Genomic DNA, 17,197 nt, shown 5'->3' with positions numbered 1-17,197 from the left:
GACAATGGCGATGTAAAGGCAAGCCGGCCGTATTGCACCGGAAGCGGCAGCACCGTTGGCAAAATCGCAATAACGCCGGACAAGCGCGCCGGCGCGGAATCAGATATCGAAGCTGATCACCTGGTCCATCTTCTGCGACGGCAGAAGCTGGTCCATCTGGCGTGACGGCTGGTCGCAGCCGGTCTCGCCGACGACCCGGGCCGGCACGCCGGCAACCGTCTTGTTATGCGGCACGGGCGACAGCACCACCGAACCGGCGGCGACCTTCGAGCAATGGCCGATCTCGATGTTGCCGAGAATCTTGGCGCCGGCGCCGATCAGCACGCCACGGCGAATCTTGGGGTGGCGGTCGCCACCGGCCTTACCGGTACCGCCCAGCGTCACGCCATGCAGGATCGACACGTCGTCCTCGATGACCGCGGTCTCGCCGACGACGAGGCCGGTGGCATGATCAATGAAGATACCCTTGCCGATGCGCGCGGCCGGGTTGATGTCGGTCTGGAAGACCGAGGACGAACGGCTCTGCAGGTACAGGGCGAAATCCTTGCGGCCCTGGTTCCACAGCCAATGCGCCAGCCGATGGGTCTGGATGGCATGAAAGCCCTTGAAATAGAGCACCGGCATGATGAAGCGGTCGCAGGCCGGATCACGGTCGTAGTAGGCCTGGATGTCGACACGCACGGTCGTCGGCCATTCCTTGTCGTCGGCCAGCATGGTCTTGAAGGTCTGGCGGATCAGATCGGAGCCGATGTCCTGATGGGCAAGCCGCTCGGCGATCCGGTGGATGACGGCCTCTTCCAGGCTTTCCTGATTGAGGATCGTCGAATAGAGGAACGCCGCGAGAAGCGGATCACGGTTGACCGCCTCCATCGCTTCGTCGCGGATCGAACGCCAGATCGGATCGACCGGCTGCAACGCGCTGTGGCGGGAAATGCTGATGCTATTCATCGACGTCGTCCTGCGTCCTGCTGGCTTGCCGGTTGTGCTTGCCCGTTGTCTGGCCGCACATATAAGGCAGATCATAGCATGATTGAACTCAATTTTCCTTAGTGCTTCGTCAAATGGATTTGGTTCGCAGGAATTCAAGCAGCCATGGAAAACGAACCCTTGATCGACATGGCCCTGAAAACCGCGCTGTCGGCGCTCTACAGCGCCGGGAATCGCCACTACCATAACCTTGCGCATATCGAGGCGATGCTGGCGCTGGCCGGCGATTATCGCGCGCTGCTCGATGACCCGCAGGCCGTCGAAGCGGCGATCTGGTTCCATGACGCCATCTACGACAGCAGAGCCAAGGACAATGAGATCAGAAGCGCCGCGCTTGCCGAGAAAAAACTCGCGGGCCGCGTCGATGCCGAGCGCCTCGACCGCATCAGCGCGATGATCGTCGCCACCGCCGCGCACAAGCTGACGCGGTTCGACGACGCGGCGGCCACACGCGACGCCAGCCTGTTTCTTGATATGGACCTGTCGATCCTGGGTGCCGCGCCGGATGCGTTCGACGCCTATGAACGCGCGGTCCGCTGCGAATACGACTGGGTGGAGGAGCCGATGTGGCGTGCCGGCCGGGGTGCGGTGCTGAAGGATTTCCTCGCCCGCCCGCACATCTTCCACACAGAGGAGTTCCGGGAGCGCTTCGAGCCGCAGGCGAGGCTCAACATGGCGCGCTCGCTGGAGACCTTGCAAGAACCGTCCTGACCGCGCCTGGCGCGCTTGCGGGATTGCCTTGGATCTAGGCGGATCCGGACAGGGGCGTTGTCCCGAAGAGGGCTGCGAGAAACGCCTGAACAAGCGAGCGCTGGGCGTCGGTCTTGCGATAGGCGACGCGGTGGATGGAACTGAAAGAGTAGGCGCTTGGCCTGATCGCCCGCATGTCTCCGGCCGCGACCCACGGATCGGCGAAGTGGCATGGCAGGAAGCCGATGAAGTTGCCCGACAGGATCAGCATCAACTGCGCCTCCATGTGAACGACCGACGCGCTCGCCCTGGGATGGCCGACCAGATAGAGATCGTCGAAATGCCGATAGCTGCGCACCGAAAACCGCGCGGCATCGCCGGAACCGGACCGACCTATGTGACCTTCGACATCGACTGCATCGACCCATCCATGGCGCCGGGAACCGGCACGCCCGAGCTCGGCGGCTTTACCACCCGCGAGGCGCAGGAAATGGTGCGCCTGCTCGACGGATTGACCATTGTCGGCGCCGATGTCGTGGAGGTGGCGCCGCCATTCGATCTCGGCGGCATGACGGCGCTGGCGGGCGCGACGATGATGTTCGAACTGCTGTGCGTGCTGGCGAAGTCGGTGCAAGGAGCAAGGGCGCCGGACTGAGCCCAGACACCCGCGCGCGGGATCAAAGCGGATATTCGGCGTAGAACTCCAGCACGCGTTGCTTGAAGGTCTTGTCCCCGACCGCCAGCATATGGTCCCTGCCCTCGATGTGGAAAGCCCTGGCGTTCGGCATCAGGGCGGCAAGCTCATCGGGCGAACCGCCAATATCGTCCATCGTGCCGACGGCGACCAGCGTCGGCTGGGCGATGCGGGCAATGTCCTGCTCGCTCAGCAATTCCCGCGATTTGGCGATGCAGGCGGCGAGCGCCCGGCGGTCGCTGCGGGTCTGGTCGGCGAAAGCGCGGAAAGAGCGGCCGCGCGGATGGGTGGTGGCAGTCGGATCGTCGGCAAGCAGTGCGTCGGCAATCGGATCCCAATCACCGACGCCGTCGATCATGCCGATGCCAAGGCCACCAAAGACCAGCGTCGCCACCTTGTCCGGGTCGGACAGCGCCAAGAACGCCGCGATGCGCGCGCCCATCGAATAGCCCATGACATGGGCGCGTTCGATGCCGAGACGATCGAGCAGGGCGGCCGCGTCCGACGCCATTTTCGCGGGCGAGTAATCGGCTTCGTCATAGCTCTTCGACGACGAGCCGTGGCCGCGGTTGTCGAAGGCGATGGCGCGATACCCAGCTTCGTTGAGCGTCTTGAACCAGCCCGGCGACACCCAGTTGACGTAGTGGGTCGAGGCGAAGCCGTGGATCATGAGCACGGGATCGCCAGCGCCCGATGCCGGCTGGCGGTCGAGGAAGGCAAGATCGAAGCCATCATGAGGAAAAAACTGCATCGGCAGGCGATCTTCCACGCTCACTTCGAGCCGACATTGGGAGAATCGCCCTTGTCCGCCGGTGGCATGCCGGGACCCGATGCCGTGCCGATCGCCGGATGGCGCAAAAGATCACCGTCGGCGATGCCGTCCCGGGCGGCGGTGCCGGCCTTGAGCTCGAGCACGAAACGGACCGGCTCACCGGGCGAGACGATCGCCTCGGATTGCGGCTCCCCTTTCTTGATGGCGCGTATCCTGCCGTCCTGGCCGACAAAGATCAGGTCGAGCGGCATCGGCGTATTCTTCATCCAGAAACTGACCTCGCGTGTCTCGTCGAAGACGAACAGCATGCCATGGTCGGCTGCCATGTCCTCGCGAAACATCAAGCCGGCCTCACGCTCGGCTTCGGTGTCGGCGACTTCGATCGAGAAGGATCGTTCACCGCCTTTCGTCACCGCGACCAGCGGTGCAGGGTCGACGGGCAGGATCATTGCCCGGCCATCGGCCGCGCCGGGGACCTGGAAATAGAAGAAAGCGCCTGCGCCGATCATGAATGCAGCAACGGCGCACATCACGCCCGCCGTCAGCGAATTCCTGTGAGACATATGAAATCCTCGGCCAGTCGCCCTAATGCGAGACCGGCAAGGTGCCCATATCGGGGTGAATTTCGGCGGCCATAAGGCCTTTGTCACCGCGCCCGAAACGGACAAGCACAACTTGCCCCGGCCGAAGCTCGGTGATGCCGTAGCGGCGCAAGGTCTCCATATGGACGAAAATGTCCTCGGTGCCTTCGCCGCGCGTCAGGAAACCGAAGCCCTTGGTGCGGTTGAACCATTTGACCAGGGCGCGTTCGAGCCCGCTCTCCGGCGTAACCGCGACATGGGTGCGCTGTTCCTGCATTTCCGCGGGATGGACGGCGGTGGTGACATCCATGGAAAGCACGCGGAACGCCTGCAGCCCGCGATCGCCCTGCTTGACGAGGCAAACCACGCGCGCGCCTTCCAGGGCTGTCTGGAAGCCGTCCCGCCGAAGACATGTCACATGGAGGAGGATATCGCCCGAGACACCGTCATCGGGAAGGATGAACCCGTAGCCCTTGGCCACATCGAACCACTTGATGGCGCCGGCAATTTCGGTCAGGTCGGCGGCATCGCCGCCTTCGTCGCGCGTCAAGGCGTCGCCAAGGGTTCCGGCCCGCCCCGTCAAAGAGGCCTTTTCCCCCATAAGAATGCCCCCTTTTTTGCAAGAACACCGCAACTGATTCTTGACGCCAGATTAACACCGCGGCTTCCGGTGTGTGCAAGACCTTCCCTGCCTTTTTTCACGGTTCATTGCGGGAATACCGGATTTGTTCTTTGCCGGCATCGCCGGCCGCCGAGATTGCCCTTTCAGCGGGCCGACCCTATGTTGCGCCGCAACCCAAACATACCGAGGAAAATCCCATGCGCTATCTGCACACCATGGTCCGCGTCACCGATGTCGATGCCTCACTCGATTTCTACTGCAACAAGCTCGGACTGAAGGAGGTCCGCCGCTACGAAAACGAACAGGGCCGCTTCACGCTGATCTTCCTCGCCGCTTCCGAAGACGAGGAGAGCGGCGTCAACAACAAGGCGCCGTTGGTCGAACTGACCTACAACTGGGATCCGGAAGATTACAAGGGCGGGCGCAATTTCGGTCACCTCGCCTATGAGGTCGACGACATCTACGCCACCTGCCAGCATCTGATGGACAATGGCGTGATCATCAACCGGCCGCCGCGCGACGGCAACATGGCCTTCATCCGGTCGCCGGACGGCATCTCGATCGAGCTGCTGCAGAAAGGTCCGGCGAAGGCCAAGGCCGAACCCTGGGCTTCGATGCCCAACACCGGAAGCTGGTAGGCGTCGACCTGACACCGGCGGATACCGCCCGCCAGCCGTTGGCGTTCGGCAAGACGACGCCTATCTGTGCGAAATCGCGCCGGCGACAGCGCCGGCGCATTGCCTTGCAAATGGGCGCCTGCCCGCGGAGAATTCCACCATGCCGTCCAGCCACGCCGACGTCGCCACCGAACATGCCAGCCGCTACCTGCAGCAATTGTGCAAGCACTGGGCGCACAAATTCCCGGTCGAATTCGATCCCACCCATGGCACGATCGATCTGTCGCTCGGCCGCACCATCATGGATGCCGATGCGAGCATGCTGCACATCACGGTGTCGACCGACGAAGCCGGGTCGATCGAGCGGCTGGAAAGCGTCGTCGCCGATCACATCAAACGCTTTGCTTTCCGCGAGGAACTGACCTTCGACTGGAAACTGACCGCGTAACCAGCTTAGTTCTTGCCTGCCTGGCCGGCCATTTCCAGCAGCGCCAGCACCGAGCGCCAGTTGCGCGCGGTGCCCGGCACCTTGAGAACGCGCCCAATAAGGTTGGCGAACACGGATTTGCCGAGCCCGTCCGGCGCATGCAAGTAGAGCACATCGCCCTTGACCTCGAAGCGCTCGGGACCGGTGCATTTTTCAGCCAGCCGCGCCACCTCATCGACGGTCGGCTCACGCTCCAGCGCGTAGGCATGGAGCTTGGTGTGGTCGGCGGCCGCTTCCGGATAGGGATTTTGGCTCACCAGCCGTTCGAGCCAGGTGAGATCGCGCACCATGATGCGCGAATGAAAGCCCCATTTCGTTGCGAAAGCCGTTTCGATCTGTTTGGTCAGCGTGGCGGCGTCGCCCTTGCCGGCCCGGAAAACGACATTGCCACTCTGCACATAGCTGGCGACGCCGGAAAAGCCGAGATCCTCGAAGAACGAGCGCAGCTCCGCCATCTCGACGATGCGGTTGCCGCCGACATTGATGCCGGAAAACAAAGCGATGAAGATTTTTCCGCTCATATGATGAACCCCGCCAGCGTCTCGTTGTCGGTGATGTCCTGATACTGGACGCCCTCGGCCTCGAAATTCGCCTTCAGCAGGTCGAAGTTGCGACGGTCCTTGGTTTCGATGCCGATCAGCACCGAGCCGAAATTGCGCGCCGACTTCTTCAGATACTCGAAACGCGCAATGTCGTCGTCCGGGCCCAGCATTTCGAGAAAGTCGCGCAGCGCGCCCGGCCGTTGCGGGAAGCGGATGATGAAGTACTTCTTCAGCCCCTCGTAGCGCAGCGCCCGTTCCTTGACGTCCGGCAGCCGCTCGAAATCGAAATTGCCGCCCGAGACCACCGCGACAATGGTCTTGCCCCGGATCTCCTTCCTGGAAAAATCCTTCAATGCGTCGATCGCCAACGCGCCGGCCGGCTCGAGCACGACGCCTTCGACGTTGAGCATCTCGATCATCGTCGCGCAGAGCCGGTTTTCCGGGATCAGCCGCACCGTGTCGGCGGCAAAATCCTTGAGAAACCGCAAGGGTTCGCGGCCGATCTCGGCAACCGCCGCACCATCGACGAAGTTATCGACCTTGGCGAGCTTCAGCCGCCTTCCCGCCGCGAGGCTGTCATGCAGGCTCGGCGCTCCGGCCGGCTCGCAGAAGACGAAACGCGCCTCTCGGTCCTGATCAGCGAAATAATGCGTTACGCCGGCGGCGAGCCCGCCGCCGCCGACCGGCAGCATGATGATGTCGGGCATGCGTGAGCCCGGCATCTGGTCCGCGATCTCATAGGCGACCGTCGCCTGCCCCTCGATGATGTCCTTGTGGTCAAAGGGCGGCACCATGTGGGCGCCGGAGCTTTCAGTGAATTCGAAGGCGGCGCGATAGCAGTCGTCGAAAAAGTCTCCGACCAGCCTGATCTCGACGAAATCGCCACCGAACAGCCGGGTCTTGTCGATCTTCTGCTGCGGCGTCGTCACCGGCATGAACACGACACCCTTCTTGCCGAAATGGCGGCAGACGAAGGCGAAACCCTGCGCGTGGTTGCCGGCCGAGGCGCAGACGAACAGTTCGGCCTGATTGCCGGCGGCAAGCGCCTTGCGAAAGAAGTTGAAGGCGCCGCGGATCTTGTAGGAGCGCACCGGGCTCAGGTCCTCGCGCTTCAACAGCACCCGAGCCCCGGTCTTTCTCGACAAATAGTCGTTTTCCTGCAGCGGCGTTGCCAGAAAGATCTGGCGGATCGCGGCAGCAGCGGTAGCGACGCGCGAAGAAAAACTTGTCATGGCAGATCATCCCGAACCGCCCGCAGGCGCGTAAGACACCAGCCTATCGCATATCCGGTCCCTCAAGACCATTGTCCCGTAGCGCTCACATCCGCCACGGCGAATTCCTGGCTTGCGTGCAGCCACTTGGAGGCATTTGTTCATGAAAGTCGCCTCGCGGTGGAGCGAACGTAACGGGTGCCGTGCGCGGCATCCCGCCGACAGAGGACGCTGCCCCTTCCTCCCACCTTCAGCCACCCCCACCGCCATTGGCTTTCACGCAACAGTGCGACGGCCGTGGCCGGATGCCGGTCACATTTCGGCTGGACACGACTTACTTCCGCCGCACTTCGCCTGCTGGGGAGATGTCGCGGAGGGTGGATGCCCTTTTGGGCTCGAGTGGAATTTTGACGTGCATTTGAAGACGATTTGCATTCTTGTGCTTGCCTTGCTGGTGGCAGGCTGCGGCGGCGGCCGTAGAACCGAGGAACTGCTCGGCAGCGCCGTCATGTCCGTGCCGGTGACGGAAATCGCTGGCAATCACTCGATCTTCATTGCCACGACGCGCAAGAAATCCGACGATCCCAACAAAGTTTTCGACGGCGAGCGCTCGGCCACGCTGAACTATGCCCGCGTCAACGTCACCGTGCCAGGCGTCCACCAGACCGGTCAGATCGAACGGCGCTCACGCGGCAAGTCGGATGACCCGACGAAATATTTCATGGCTTCCGAGGTTGTCGGCTACGACACGCAGCCGAAATTCTCCAGCGCGCTCAACGCCGATATCGCGGCACGCGGCGGCCGCGTCATGGTCTTCGTCCACGGCTACAACACCGGCTTCGACGACGCGGTCTACCGCCTGACCCAGATCGTCCACGATTCCGGCTACCCAGGCACGCCGGTGCTGTTTTCCTGGGCGTCGGGCGCCAAGACCACCGACTATGTCTACGACAAGGAAAGCGCCAGCGCCGCCCGCGACCAGCTCGAAGTGACCTTGCGCATGCTGCAGCAGTCCGGCGCGCGGCGCATCGACATTGTCGCGCATTCGATGGGAACCTGGGTGACCATGGAAACGCTGCGCCAGATGGCCATCAGCGGCGACCGTGACCTGGGCGGCAAGCTGGGCGACGTGGTGCTGGCATCGCCCGATATCGACGTCGACGTGTTCAAGAGCCAGATGCGGCGCTACGGCAAGCCCGACAAGCCGTTCATCCTGCTCTTGTCGGATGACGACCGCGCGCTGAGGCTGTCCGGCCTGATCGCCGGCTCGCGGCCACGCGTCGGCGACTACAAGGATGCCGCCGACCTTGCCTCCTATGGCGTGACGGTGGTCGATCTCTCCAAGGTCAAGGGCAGCGACAGCTTCAACCACACGAAATTCGCCGACAATCCAACCCTGGTGAAGATGATCGGCCAGCGGCTGCGTGAGGATGACGGCTTTGCCAGCGACCGGGACGTGACCGACCGGATCAGCCTGCTCGGGCAGTAGATGCGGCGCCACGGGTTTCGCCGTGCCTGTTCACCATTGCGGAGGCATCAGCTCACTTTGAACTGGACCGCGCCGGTCTCTGGCTTTATCGGAAGAGCGAGCGGCGTCATGTTTTTGACGTCCCCCGTCATGGGAGCCGGCGCTTGACCTTGCGCTTCAACCGTTTCGTCGCCGTAACCCTGACGCTGCTGGTCGCCGGCTGCGCCGGTAATACGCACGATCTGCTCAACAAGACGACGGTCACCGTGCCTGCCTCCGACATCGCCGCCACCCACGAAATTTTCGTCGCCACCACCCGGCAGCAGGCGACCAAGGATTCGCGGCAGGTATTCGACGGCGATCGCTCCTTGACCACCAGCTACGCCCGCGTTGATGTCACCGTGCCGAAAGTCCACCAGGTCGGAGCTATCGAGCGGGCCAAGGGTTCGGCCAACTCGAACCCGGCCAAGCAATTCACCGCCACCGATGTCGTCCACTACGCCGATGCGCCGCAATTCGCCAAGGCGGTCGGCGCCGACATCGCCATGCGTGGCGACCGCGCGCTGGTTTTCGTGCATGGCTTCAACAACGGCTTCGACGATGGCATCTACCGGCTGACGCAGATCGCCCACGACACGAAATATCCGGGCACGCCGGTGCTGTTCTCATGGGCCTCGAGCGCCAAGACGACGGGCTATATCTACGACAAGGACAGCGCCAACGCCGCTCGTGACGATCTCGAGGCGACGCTCAGGATGCTCGCCAAGACACGGGTCAAGAGCATCGACATCATCGCCCATTCGATGGGTACCTGGCTGACGATGGAGGCGTTGCGCCAGCTCGCCATCACTGGCGACCGCGATCTCGGCGGCAAGCTCGGCTATGTCGTCCTGGCTTCACCCGACATCGATGTCGACGTGTTCAAGAAGCAGATGATACGCTACGGCAAGCCGGACAAGCCGTTTGCCGTGCTGCTGTCAGCCGATGACCGGGCGCTCAAATTGTCTTCACTTATCTCTGGCGACAAGCCGCGTGTCGGCGATTATGGCAATGCGGCCGATCTCGCCAGCTACGGCGTCTCCGTGGTCGACCTGACCAAGGCCAAGGGCGGCGACGGCGGCCTCAACCATGCAAAATTCGCCGACAATCCGATCCTGGTGCAGTTGCTTGGCAACCGGCTGCGCACGCCGGCCGGCCTGGCTGCCGATGAGAGCCCGGCGGATCTCGCCAATGTCGGCGAAGGCCTGGGCAAGGCCGTCGGTTCGGTCGCCGACGTCGTTATCACCACGCCGTTCAAGGTGCTGACCATCGTCACCGGCGGGTGAGCGAGGCGCCGGTGCCTGGTCTTAGACGAAGAGGTCGACCTTCCGGAAGGTCGTGACGTCGATCAGCCCGACGTCGGAAATCCTGAGTTCCGGAATGACCACCAGCGCCAAAAGCGAATGCTGCATGTAGGCGTTGTTCAGGGAACAGCCCATCTTTCGCATCGCCTCGGTCAGTTTCTCAGCCTTGGCAGCGACGATCTCGGCGCGCTCGTCCGACATCAGCCCGGCGATCGGCATTTCGACCAGCGCCAGTTCCTTGCCCTTGGAGAACAGCACGACGCCGCCGCCGACTTCGCCCAGCCGGTTGACCGCCAGCGCCATGTCCTGCTTGTTGGTGCCGACACAGATGATGTGGTGGGCGTCGTGCGCCACACTCGAGGCCATGGCGCAATCGCCCATGTAGCCGAAGCCGGAAACGAAGGCGTTGGTGACGCCGCCGGTGCCCCTGTGGCGCTCGACCAGCGCGATCTGGCAGACGTCGTTGCGGCGATCCATGGCGACCAGCCCGTCCTCGACGGCAAGATCGGCCTCCAGCGCCCGTGTCGGCGCCTGGTTTTCGATGACGCCGATGACACGCACACGCACCTCGTTGGCGCCCTTGGGAGCGACAATGTCGAAATCGCCGGCCTTCAGCTTCTTGCCCAACTTGACGGTGTTCTTCGCCGTCTTCGGATAGTCGTAGGCCGGAATGTCGATCTCGAGCTTGCCGCCCTTGGCCAGCCTGACGCCGCGCGCATAGACCTCGTCGATGGTCATTGCCGCGAGATCGGAGACAATCAGCACGTCGCCCAACCGCCCTGGCGTGATCGAACCGATCTCGCGTTCCAGCCGGAAATGCTGGGCGGTGTTGATCGTCGCCATCTGGATCGCCGTCACCGGCTTCAACCCTTGGCTGATGGCGTGGCGCACCACCCGGTCCATGTGGCCTTCGTGGACCAACGTGCCGGAATGGCTGTCGTCGGTGCACAGGATGAAGTTGCGCGGATCGATGCCGCCTTCGGTCACCGCCTTGATCTGCGAAGCAACGTCGTACCAGGCCGAGCCCAGCCGCAGCATGGCCTTCATGCCCTGGCGCACGCGCGCGATGGCGTCCTCGGCGCGCGTGCCCTCGTGATCGTCCTCGGGGCCGCCGGCGACATAGCCGTGGAACGGCAAGCCAAGATCGCGCGAGGCATAGTGGCCGCCGACGGTCTTGCCGGCACGAACCGTCGCCGCGATCTCGCCCGACATCACCGGATCGTTGGCGGCGACGCCCGGAAAATTCATCACTTCGCCGAGCCCGATAATGTTTTCCCAGGTCATCGCTTCCGCGACATCGGCGACCGTCAACTCGGCGCCGGCGTGCTCCAGCCCAGGTGCGGAAGGCACGCAGGACGGCATCTGCACATGCACGTTGATGGGCATGGCCACCGCCTCGTCATGCATCAGCCGCACGCCGGGCAGGCCAAGCACATTGGCGATCTCGTGCGGATCGATGAACATCGAGGTGGTGCCGTGCGGAATGACGGCGCGACAGAATTCGGTCACCGTCACCATGCCGCTCTCGACATGCATGTGCGCATCGCACAGGCCGGGCACCAGATAGCGCCCGCCGGCGTCGACCACCCTGGTGCCCTGGCCGATGGCGTGGCTGGCATTCGGCCCGCAATAGGCGAAGCGGCCGCCTGATATGGCGATGTCGGTGCCGGCGATGATCTCGCCGGAGTGAACGTTAACCCAACGGCCGTTGCGGATGACGAGATCGGCGGGCTTGCGGCCCATGGCGACGTCGACCAGATCAGTCGCCATCTCCTTCCAGGGTTTTGGTTTCGTCGCATGCGCCGCCGGCTTCTTTGCCATGAAGGGACTCCTGTTTGCGCGACTTTGCCAAGCCTGCCTGGTTTTGACCAGCGCCAAACAACGGATGGGGTTAGGGCTAGGCAGCGTTCACGGAAGCCCTTCGCCCTCACAAAGGCTGTTCAGCCTTGACCTCGACGGTGACTTTCGCACCTCCGGCCGAAATCCGTTCCGCGAGATGCTGGAGTTCACCTGGGGCGAAGGTGCCGTTGAGCATCACTTCGCCGCCGAGGATCGGTTCGACCAGGCGCGGTGACGCCACCACGGTGCCGTCGACGCTGAGATCGACCACCTTGCCGACATTGGCCTTGGTGAAGTCGGCGAACGCCTTTGCGCTGTCCGGCGTCATCTTGAGGTTGAGTCCCATCTGGACCGACGCCTGATCAGACACAACCGCGGCTTTGGCAATGGCGAGAGTCAACGGCTCGGCCATGGCGAGGCCGCAGGCGAACAGCATGATGGCCGTTCCAGCGATGAGGCGAGCCAGGCTGATCATCGGAATTTTCCCAGCAAGACGGCCATCTTGCACGCTGACGGCCCCTGGGCAATGCCAGGTGCCCTCGGCCTCCAGGCCACGCCTGGCGAACGACACACCGCAGCCAGAAACAGGATTCCGTTTTGTCGCAAAGCGGTCTACCTTGGCTCCCTGGATTTTTCCAACTCTTCACCCGGGGAGTTCGAATGTATCGCCTTGTCGTCGCCAGTGCCGGCCTTCTTGCCGTCCTGTCCATGCCGGCTCTCGCGGCCGACCCGACAGTCGACTTGCCGATGACCGCGCCCGGCTTCGACTGGACCGGATACTATGCCGGCCTGCAGGCAGGTTATGGCTGGGGCCAATCCGATATCTCGGGGAACGACGGTGGACCGTTTTCCGTCTCGCCCGACATTGATGGCGGTTTCATCGGCGGGCACGTCGCCGGGCTGTGGCAGTTCGACCAGGCGGTGATCGGCGCCGAAGCCGATCTCAACTATTCCTCGATCGATGGCACGGCGGAACTCGGCGGACCCGGAAATGTCGTTGGCACCGATATCAAATGGTTCGGGTCGGTCAACGCCAAGGCCGGATATGCAATGGATCGTGTGCTGGTCTACGGCATGGGCGGCATCGCCTTCGCCGGTATCGAGACGTCGCAAGCCGCGGGATCCGCATTCGCCGAGACGCGCACGACTGTTGGCTGGAGTGTGGGTGCCGGCGTCGACTATGCGCTGACAGACAAGTTCATTGTCGGCGCGCAGTATCGCTACTACGATTTCGGCTCCGAGCACTATGATGGATCCGCCGATTTCGTGGCCCGCGACCAGGACACGAAGCTGAACACCGTCGGCATCAATCTGAGCTACAAGTTCTGAGCGCGCCAATAGCGACCGGCGAGCGAACGCCGTGACGTAGTAAACAATCTCGATGAGAGGGGCGGCCGACGCCCCCAGTGGGCGGGGGGATTGGGTTGGGCCTGAAGGCGCCGGCCTTGGCGGATCAAATCCGCCGCATGAACATCCTACCAGTGGCCGCGGCGCGGATAATTCCGTGATCGCACCAGTATCGCCATAAGCCGTCGTCTGGGGTGCGCGTTCAGGCATGGCCAAGATCACGACTTGACGGCTTGTCTTTGGCATCTGAAAAGGGCTGATCTGCGGACGTGGCGGAATTGGTAGACGCAAGGGACTTAAAATCCCTCGATCTCTGATCGTACGGGTTCGATTCCCGTCGTCCGCACCACGTTCAAAGAAATATCGCTGGGCGAGTTGGAGGGGCGCAACGCCGGTCACGGAGACATCGGGCACGATGGCCGTTGAATCAGTGGTGTCCTGTACATAGTGACGCCATACCGACCAGGGTTTGTGCGTGAGCATGGAGTTCGCGCGCAGCCTGCCGGTATTCGATCTCGTCGCCGCTGCAAACGACCATAAACTGCGCCGCGAATTCATGGGTGGTTGTGGCCGGTATTGCCAACATAGTTCCCACGATTTCCGACATACCCCTGTGGATACGCTTCAGATCATTGTCGGAAATGCCAAAAGAGATCGAATTCCTAAGCGCTTCCCAACGCCGGAAGCCCGCCAGGATCGGGCTTTCGTTCACGTTCGCGGCAGAAGTCCTCGGCAGCGTAGCGGCTCCCATGGCTGGAATCGAGACGACCGTGCCGAGCGCCGCGCTTCTCGTCGTTGCATGAAAAATCATATCCAAATCCCTACGATTGAACCCGATCTCTACGGCCGGTAACCCGGTGCCGCATTGCTCCAAGTCAAATCGTCGGCGACAGGCTGAAAGCGGCGAGCGTAGATCAAACCTGGGATTCAAGCAGTGATGGGGTTCAGCTTCAAATGCTGGATCAGGATGATGGTCTTGGCATCGACGATGCGGCCGTCGGCGATGCCGGCCAGCGCATCGTCGAGCGGCATTTCCAGAACCTCGATGTCCTCGCCTTCTTCCGGAGCGCCGCCGCCGGCCGAGATGCGGTCGGCGGGTGAATAGCGGGCGACGAAGAACCACAGCCTTTCGGTGACACTGCCCGGGCTCATGTAAGGCGAAAACAGCCGCTCGATCTTGTTCAACCGGTAGCCGAGTTCTTCCTCGGCTTCCTTGCGGATGGCGGTCTCCGGATCGTTTTCGTCGAGCAGCCCGGCACAGGCCTCGATCAGCGGCTCGCGGTGGCCGGTGACATAGGCGGGATAACGGAACTGACGCACCAGAAGCACCGTCGAACGCTGAGGATCGTAGGGCAGGATCACGGCGCCGTCGCCGCGATCATAGGTCTGGCGGATTTGCGTCTGCCAGTGGCCGTCACGCCGCCGATAGTCGAGCACGGTCTTCTTCAGCACCGCCCAGTCGTCCGAAAGAACCTCCTCGGAACGGATACGAATGCGATCTTCCATTGGATACCTCGGTATTTGCCGCCGAGCGCAGGCGTAGCCGCGAAGCGGCGGCGGCGCAATCGGGTCGGCGATTGGTCCAGGACGCGCTTCACTCTCTCGTGTGTGGTATGGGAGGGTTCCGTTGCCTAAATAGCGCGTTCCCCTCCCGGAGTCCTTTCATGACGACATCGCTTTTCCAGCCGATCACGCTCGACGGTTTGAGCTTTCCCAATCGCATCGCGGTGGCGCCGATGTGCCAGTATTCGGCCGAGGACGGCTCAGCCAGCGACTGGCATCTCTACCACTGGATGAACCTGGCCATGTCCGGCGCCGGCATGATCACGGTGGAGATGACCGATGTCGAGCGCCGCGGGCGCATCACGCATGGCTGCCTCGGCCTCTATTCCGATGACAACGAAGCCGCGGCGCGGCGCACGCTGGACGCGGCCCGACGCGTCGCAGCACCGGGCACGAAATTCGGCACACAGCTTGCGCATGCCGGCCGCAAGGCCTCGAACCGCAAGCCCTGGGAAGGCGGCGGGCCGCTGCAGCCGAACGAAGATCCCTGGCAGACCGTCTCGGCCTCGGCCATCGCCTACGACACCGGCTGGAACGTGCCGCACGCGCTGGAAGACGAGGAGGTCCTGCAGCTCATCGAGCGGTTCGTCGAAGCCGCCAAGCGGGCCGAACGCGCCGGCTTCGACTTCATCGAACTGCACGCCGCACACGGCTACCTGATCTTCCAGTTCCTGTCGCCGCTGTCCAACCAGCGCACCGACCGTTGGGGCGGGTCGCTGGACAACCGCATGCGCCTTGTCGTCGAAATCGCCCGGGCCGTGAAGAAGGCGGTGCCGAAGCTGATGCTCGGCACGCGGCTCTCGGTGAAGGACTGGGTCGACGGCGGCTTCGACGTCGACGACGCAATCGCGGTGGCGAAAGCGCTGAAGGCCGAGGGCGTCGCCTATCTCTGCTGCTCCAGCGGCGGCAATTCGCCATTGCAGAAACTGCCCACCGGCCCCGGCTACCAGGTGCATCTGGCGGAAGCCGTGCGCAACGGCGCCGGCATCGCGACCCGCGCCGTCGGCCTGATCGACGATCCCAGGCAGGCCGAGGCCGTCATCGCCGAGGGTCGCGCCGACATGGTGGCGCTGGCGCGCGCCTTCCTGGCCGATCCGCGCTGGGGCTGGCGCGCGGCAGCCACGTTCAGCGAAAAGATTCATCCGGCGCCGCAGCTCGCCCGCTCGGTGACGACGATGCAGCACTGGATGAAGGCGGCGGGCTGACCGGCCCGGCCTGCCGAAATCGACACGATCCTGCCCTGCCCGATTGCGACAACGCGGCTTCAATTCTTGCCGCGAACTGTTACGTTGGGTGAGGGCTGCGGCGGGCGCGGCCGGGCTTGGGAGGTAATCATGTCGTTCAGGGCATTCTTGCCGGCTGCAATGCTGGCGGCGGCGACCGGTTTTTGGCTCAATTCATCGACGGCGAGCGTCGCGCAGTATTGCGAGGGCACGGTGCACGGCCTGTCGGGGCGCTACAATCTGGCCACAGGCAGCGGCTTTCTCGCCGTGCGGGCACGGCCGAACTCGTCATCGCGGATGATCGGACAGCTTTTCAACGGCGATCACACCGAGATATTCGACCGGCGCGGCAACTGGTACCAGGTCGAAATCGGCGGCACGACCGGCTGGGCGAACGCACGCTGGCTACGCAACGATTGCGGCTATTGAGCTGCTGTTTCGATGTCGCTCCGGGGGGGGCTCGGACGACCGCCGGAGCAGAGTCTCCAAATGAAAGCTGAGACGTTTGGGCGCAGGTTTCGCGCCACGTTTGCAACCAAATTGGCTGTTTTGCGTTGCGGCCATGATGGACAACAAGCCCTTTGAAACGCCGGTCGTGGTCGAACTTGGCCATGTCGGCAAATATCGCCATATCCGCAGCACGCAGGAAGCGGCGGAGTGCCTGATGACTGTGTGGCCGCTCAATCGCGGCCCGCGCCATCGTGACGCCCTCGACACTTGCCTCAAAGTGCTGGAAGGTTATCGTTCGACAGCGGAAGCGCGACGGGCATTGATCGAGGCCGCCAGGGAATCGGAAGTGCTGGTGCCCGACGACAGGCTTCCCGACGACCGGCTGCATTGAGCAGGCGGACCTTTCAACCGGAGGTTTTGATGGCGAAGCTGACTTACAAGATCGTCGAGCATGACGGCGGCTGGGCCTACAAGGTCGGTTCGACCTTCTCGGAGACATTTCCCACCCATCAGGATGCGCTGCGCGCCGCCGAGATCGCCTCGGCAGAGCAGCAGGTGGCGGGCGCGACGGACGGCATCCAGTACGAGGATGCCGACGGCAAATGGCATGAAGAACTGGCCGACGGCCGCGACCGGCCACAGACCGAAGTGTCAGACTAGATCATCCGCGAAAAGAGTTTGACGACAGGAACAGGCAGGGCGCCGACCGTGGACGTCAGGAGAGACGACATCCCGCGGCCAGCGGCTGCCCAGCGGCTGAA

At 63.1% G+C, this 17,197-nt stretch carries 21 protein-coding genes, 1 tRNA gene and 1 pseudogene; 12 read left to right on the top strand and 11 right to left on the bottom strand.

Features of this window, described 5'->3' with window-relative positions; all coding sequences use genetic code 11:
- Nucleotides 1-99: 99 nt before the first annotated feature.
- Nucleotides 100-948 (bottom strand): serine O-acetyltransferase, encoded by an 849-nt coding sequence (cysE, locus tag A3AU_RS0104370; protein ID WP_027051711.1) that lies wholly within the window; start codon nucleotides 946-948, stop codon nucleotides 100-102.
- A 144-nt stretch (nucleotides 949-1,092) separates the two neighbouring features.
- On the opposite strand from cysE, the gene A3AU_RS0104365 reads away from it, so the two are divergent.
- Entirely contained in the window at nucleotides 1,093-1,698 is a 606-nt protein-coding gene (locus tag A3AU_RS0104365) for an HD domain-containing protein (protein WP_027051710.1), read from the top strand.
- 34 nt (nucleotides 1,699-1,732) lie between these two features.
- On the opposite strand, the gene A3AU_RS1000000138770 is transcribed toward A3AU_RS0104365, so the two are convergent.
- A complete protein-coding gene (locus A3AU_RS1000000138770) occupies nucleotides 1,733-2,035 on the bottom strand; it encodes a LysR substrate-binding domain-containing protein (RefSeq protein ID WP_245235412.1) in 303 nt (100 codons plus the stop codon).
- A 9-nt stretch (nucleotides 2,036-2,044) separates the two neighbouring features.
- Between A3AU_RS1000000138770 and A3AU_RS1000000137210 the strand changes: the two are divergent.
- Nucleotides 2,045-2,332: pseudogene (locus A3AU_RS1000000137210) on the top strand (arginase family protein); the annotation flags it as partial.
- A gap of 22 nt (nucleotides 2,333-2,354) precedes the next feature.
- On the opposite strand, the gene A3AU_RS0104350 reads toward A3AU_RS1000000137210, so the two are convergent.
- The 3 genes from A3AU_RS0104350 to A3AU_RS0104340 are packed head-to-tail and all read right to left on the bottom strand — an operon-like array spanning nucleotide 2,355 to nucleotide 4,325.
- A complete protein-coding gene (locus tag A3AU_RS0104350; protein WP_027051707.1) occupies nucleotides 2,355-3,122 on the bottom strand; it encodes an alpha/beta fold hydrolase in 768 nt (255 codons plus the stop codon).
- Nucleotides 3,123-3,142: 20 nt separating this feature from the next.
- A complete protein-coding gene (locus A3AU_RS0104345; RefSeq protein ID WP_027051706.1) occupies nucleotides 3,143-3,706 on the bottom strand; it encodes a DUF192 domain-containing protein in 564 nt (187 codons plus the stop codon).
- Between the two features lie 22 nt (nucleotides 3,707-3,728).
- On the bottom strand, nucleotides 3,729-4,325 hold the full coding sequence (locus tag A3AU_RS0104340) for a cold-shock protein (protein WP_032916789.1): 597 nt from the start codon (nucleotides 4,323-4,325) through the stop codon (nucleotides 3,729-3,731).
- A gap of 218 nt (nucleotides 4,326-4,543) precedes the next feature.
- Between A3AU_RS0104340 and A3AU_RS0104335 the strand changes: the two genes are divergently transcribed.
- Together A3AU_RS0104335 and A3AU_RS0104330 are read left to right on the top strand one after the other, a co-directional pair.
- A complete protein-coding gene (locus A3AU_RS0104335; protein WP_027051704.1) occupies nucleotides 4,544-4,984 on the top strand; it encodes a VOC family protein in 441 nt (146 codons plus the stop codon).
- A gap of 139 nt (nucleotides 4,985-5,123) precedes the next feature.
- The gene (locus A3AU_RS0104330; protein ID WP_027051703.1) at nucleotides 5,124-5,411 is read left to right on the top strand and encodes a DUF2218 domain-containing protein; all 288 of its coding nucleotides are present in this window, start codon (nucleotides 5,124-5,126) and stop codon (nucleotides 5,409-5,411) included.
- A gap of 5 nt (nucleotides 5,412-5,416) precedes the next feature.
- Here A3AU_RS0104330 and A3AU_RS0104325 read toward each other — a convergent pair whose 3' ends face one another.
- Together A3AU_RS0104325 and ilvA are read right to left on the bottom strand one after the other, a co-directional pair.
- The gene (locus tag A3AU_RS0104325; protein WP_027051702.1) at nucleotides 5,417-5,971 is read right to left on the bottom strand and encodes a DUF1697 domain-containing protein; all 555 of its coding nucleotides are present in this window, start codon (nucleotides 5,969-5,971) and stop codon (nucleotides 5,417-5,419) included.
- Nucleotides 5,968-7,224 (bottom strand): threonine ammonia-lyase IlvA, encoded by a 1,257-nt coding sequence (ilvA, locus tag A3AU_RS0104320; RefSeq protein WP_027051701.1) that lies wholly within the window; start codon nucleotides 7,222-7,224, stop codon nucleotides 5,968-5,970. The genes A3AU_RS0104325 and ilvA overlap by 4 nt, the downstream gene beginning before the upstream one ends.
- Before the next feature lie 391 nt (nucleotides 7,225-7,615).
- Between ilvA and A3AU_RS0104315 the strand changes: the two genes are divergently transcribed.
- Both A3AU_RS0104315 and A3AU_RS0104310 read left to right on the top strand, forming a co-directional pair.
- The gene (locus A3AU_RS0104315) at nucleotides 7,616-8,692 is read left to right on the top strand and encodes an alpha/beta hydrolase (protein ID WP_027051700.1); all 1,077 of its coding nucleotides are present in this window, start codon (nucleotides 7,616-7,618) and stop codon (nucleotides 8,690-8,692) included.
- Between the two features lie 149 nt (nucleotides 8,693-8,841).
- Complete coding sequence (locus tag A3AU_RS0104310) at nucleotides 8,842-9,996, top strand: alpha/beta hydrolase (RefSeq protein ID WP_161633491.1); 1,155 nt, start codon at nucleotides 8,842-8,844, stop codon at nucleotides 9,994-9,996.
- A gap of 21 nt (nucleotides 9,997-10,017) precedes the next feature.
- Here A3AU_RS0104310 and ade read toward each other — a convergent pair whose 3' ends face one another.
- Nucleotides 10,018-11,835, bottom strand: coding sequence for an adenine deaminase (ade, locus tag A3AU_RS0104305; RefSeq protein WP_027051698.1), 1,818 nt, complete (start codon nucleotides 11,833-11,835; stop codon nucleotides 10,018-10,020).
- A 106-nt stretch (nucleotides 11,836-11,941) separates the two neighbouring features.
- Nucleotides 11,942-12,328 carry a SecDF P1 head subdomain-containing protein gene (locus tag A3AU_RS0104300; protein ID WP_027051697.1) on the bottom strand — a complete coding sequence of 129 codons (387 nt, stop codon included), beginning with the start codon at nucleotides 12,326-12,328 and terminating at the stop codon, nucleotides 11,942-11,944.
- 185 nt (nucleotides 12,329-12,513) lie between these two features.
- On the opposite strand from A3AU_RS0104300, the gene A3AU_RS0104295 reads away from it, so the two are divergent.
- Nucleotides 12,514-13,182: an outer membrane protein gene (locus A3AU_RS0104295; RefSeq protein ID WP_027051696.1), complete on the top strand. Its 669-nt coding sequence runs from the start codon at nucleotides 12,514-12,516 to the stop codon at nucleotides 13,180-13,182.
- A 281-nt stretch (nucleotides 13,183-13,463) separates the two neighbouring features.
- Nucleotides 13,464-13,549: transfer RNA gene (locus A3AU_RS0104290), tRNA-Leu, on the top strand.
- A 78-nt stretch (nucleotides 13,550-13,627) separates the two neighbouring features.
- Here the strand turns inward: A3AU_RS0104290 and A3AU_RS0104285 are convergent.
- Together A3AU_RS0104285 and A3AU_RS0104280 are read right to left on the bottom strand one after the other, a co-directional pair.
- A complete protein-coding gene (locus A3AU_RS0104285) occupies nucleotides 13,628-14,011 on the bottom strand; it encodes a hypothetical protein (RefSeq protein ID WP_154674517.1) in 384 nt (127 codons plus the stop codon).
- Nucleotides 14,012-14,127: 116 nt separating this feature from the next.
- Nucleotides 14,128-14,706 (bottom strand): NUDIX domain-containing protein, encoded by a 579-nt coding sequence (locus A3AU_RS0104280; protein ID WP_027051694.1) that lies wholly within the window; start codon nucleotides 14,704-14,706, stop codon nucleotides 14,128-14,130.
- Between the two features lie 158 nt (nucleotides 14,707-14,864).
- Here A3AU_RS0104280 and A3AU_RS0104275 point away from each other — a divergent pair, with 158 nt between their 5' ends.
- From A3AU_RS0104275 to A3AU_RS0104260, 4 genes are all read left to right on the top strand, one after another.
- Nucleotides 14,865-15,968, top strand: coding sequence for an NADH:flavin oxidoreductase/NADH oxidase (locus A3AU_RS0104275; RefSeq protein WP_027051693.1), 1,104 nt, complete (start codon nucleotides 14,865-14,867; stop codon nucleotides 15,966-15,968).
- Nucleotides 15,969-16,097: 129 nt separating this feature from the next.
- Nucleotides 16,098-16,415, top strand: a complete 318-nt coding sequence (locus tag A3AU_RS0104270) for an SH3 domain-containing protein (RefSeq protein ID WP_027051692.1) — start codon at nucleotides 16,098-16,100, stop codon at nucleotides 16,413-16,415.
- A gap of 133 nt (nucleotides 16,416-16,548) precedes the next feature.
- Nucleotides 16,549-16,827 (top strand): DUF982 domain-containing protein, encoded by a 279-nt coding sequence (locus A3AU_RS0104265; protein ID WP_032916788.1) that lies wholly within the window; start codon nucleotides 16,549-16,551, stop codon nucleotides 16,825-16,827.
- A 29-nt stretch (nucleotides 16,828-16,856) separates the two neighbouring features.
- Entirely contained in the window at nucleotides 16,857-17,096 is a 240-nt protein-coding gene (locus tag A3AU_RS0104260) for a DUF2188 domain-containing protein (protein ID WP_019857848.1), read from the top strand.
- Nucleotides 17,097-17,197 lie beyond the last annotated feature (101 nt).

Source organism: Mesorhizobium erdmanii USDA 3471, assembly GCF_000472705.1.
Lineage (GTDB): Bacteria > Pseudomonadota > Alphaproteobacteria > Rhizobiales > Rhizobiaceae > Mesorhizobium > Mesorhizobium erdmanii.
This window is presented reverse-complemented; position numbering and strand designations above follow the sequence as displayed.

Excerpts from the sequence above, each read along its gene's own strand:
- cysE (WP_027051711.1), bottom strand. The coding sequence starts at position 948 with ATGAATAGCATCAGCATTTCCCGCCACAGCGCGTTGCAGCCGGTCGAT.
- A3AU_RS0104365 (WP_027051710.1), top strand. The coding sequence starts at position 1,093 with ATGGAAAACGAACCCTTGATCGACATGGCCCTGAAAACCGCGCTGTCG.
- A3AU_RS0104350 (WP_027051707.1), bottom strand. The coding sequence starts at position 3,122 with ATGCAGTTTTTTCCTCATGATGGCTTCGATCTTGCCTTCCTCGACCGC.
- A3AU_RS0104345 (WP_027051706.1), bottom strand. The coding sequence starts at position 3,706 with ATGTCTCACAGGAATTCGCTGACGGCGGGCGTGATGTGCGCCGTTGCT.
- A3AU_RS0104340 (WP_032916789.1), bottom strand. The coding sequence starts at position 4,325 with ATGGGGGAAAAGGCCTCTTTGACGGGGCGGGCCGGAACCCTTGGCGAC.
- A3AU_RS0104335 (WP_027051704.1), top strand. The coding sequence starts at position 4,544 with ATGCGCTATCTGCACACCATGGTCCGCGTCACCGATGTCGATGCCTCA.
- A3AU_RS0104330 (WP_027051703.1), top strand. The coding sequence starts at position 5,124 with ATGCCGTCCAGCCACGCCGACGTCGCCACCGAACATGCCAGCCGCTAC.
- A3AU_RS0104325 (WP_027051702.1), bottom strand. The coding sequence starts at position 5,971 with ATGAGCGGAAAAATCTTCATCGCTTTGTTTTCCGGCATCAATGTCGGC.
- ilvA (WP_027051701.1), bottom strand. The coding sequence starts at position 7,224 with ATGACAAGTTTTTCTTCGCGCGTCGCTACCGCTGCTGCCGCGATCCGC.
- ade (WP_027051698.1), bottom strand. The coding sequence starts at position 11,835 with ATGGCAAAGAAGCCGGCGGCGCATGCGACGAAACCAAAACCCTGGAAG.
- A3AU_RS0104300 (WP_027051697.1), bottom strand. The coding sequence starts at position 12,328 with ATGATCAGCCTGGCTCGCCTCATCGCTGGAACGGCCATCATGCTGTTC.
- A3AU_RS0104295 (WP_027051696.1), top strand. The coding sequence starts at position 12,514 with ATGTATCGCCTTGTCGTCGCCAGTGCCGGCCTTCTTGCCGTCCTGTCC.
- A3AU_RS0104285 (WP_154674517.1), bottom strand. The coding sequence starts at position 14,011 with ATGATTTTTCATGCAACGACGAGAAGCGCGGCGCTCGGCACGGTCGTC.
- A3AU_RS0104280 (WP_027051694.1), bottom strand. The coding sequence starts at position 14,706 with ATGGAAGATCGCATTCGTATCCGTTCCGAGGAGGTTCTTTCGGACGAC.
- A3AU_RS0104275 (WP_027051693.1), top strand. The coding sequence starts at position 14,865 with ATGACGACATCGCTTTTCCAGCCGATCACGCTCGACGGTTTGAGCTTT.
- A3AU_RS0104270 (WP_027051692.1), top strand. The coding sequence starts at position 16,098 with ATGTCGTTCAGGGCATTCTTGCCGGCTGCAATGCTGGCGGCGGCGACC.
- A3AU_RS0104265 (WP_032916788.1), top strand. The coding sequence starts at position 16,549 with ATGATGGACAACAAGCCCTTTGAAACGCCGGTCGTGGTCGAACTTGGC.
- A3AU_RS0104260 (WP_019857848.1), top strand. The coding sequence starts at position 16,857 with ATGGCGAAGCTGACTTACAAGATCGTCGAGCATGACGGCGGCTGGGCC.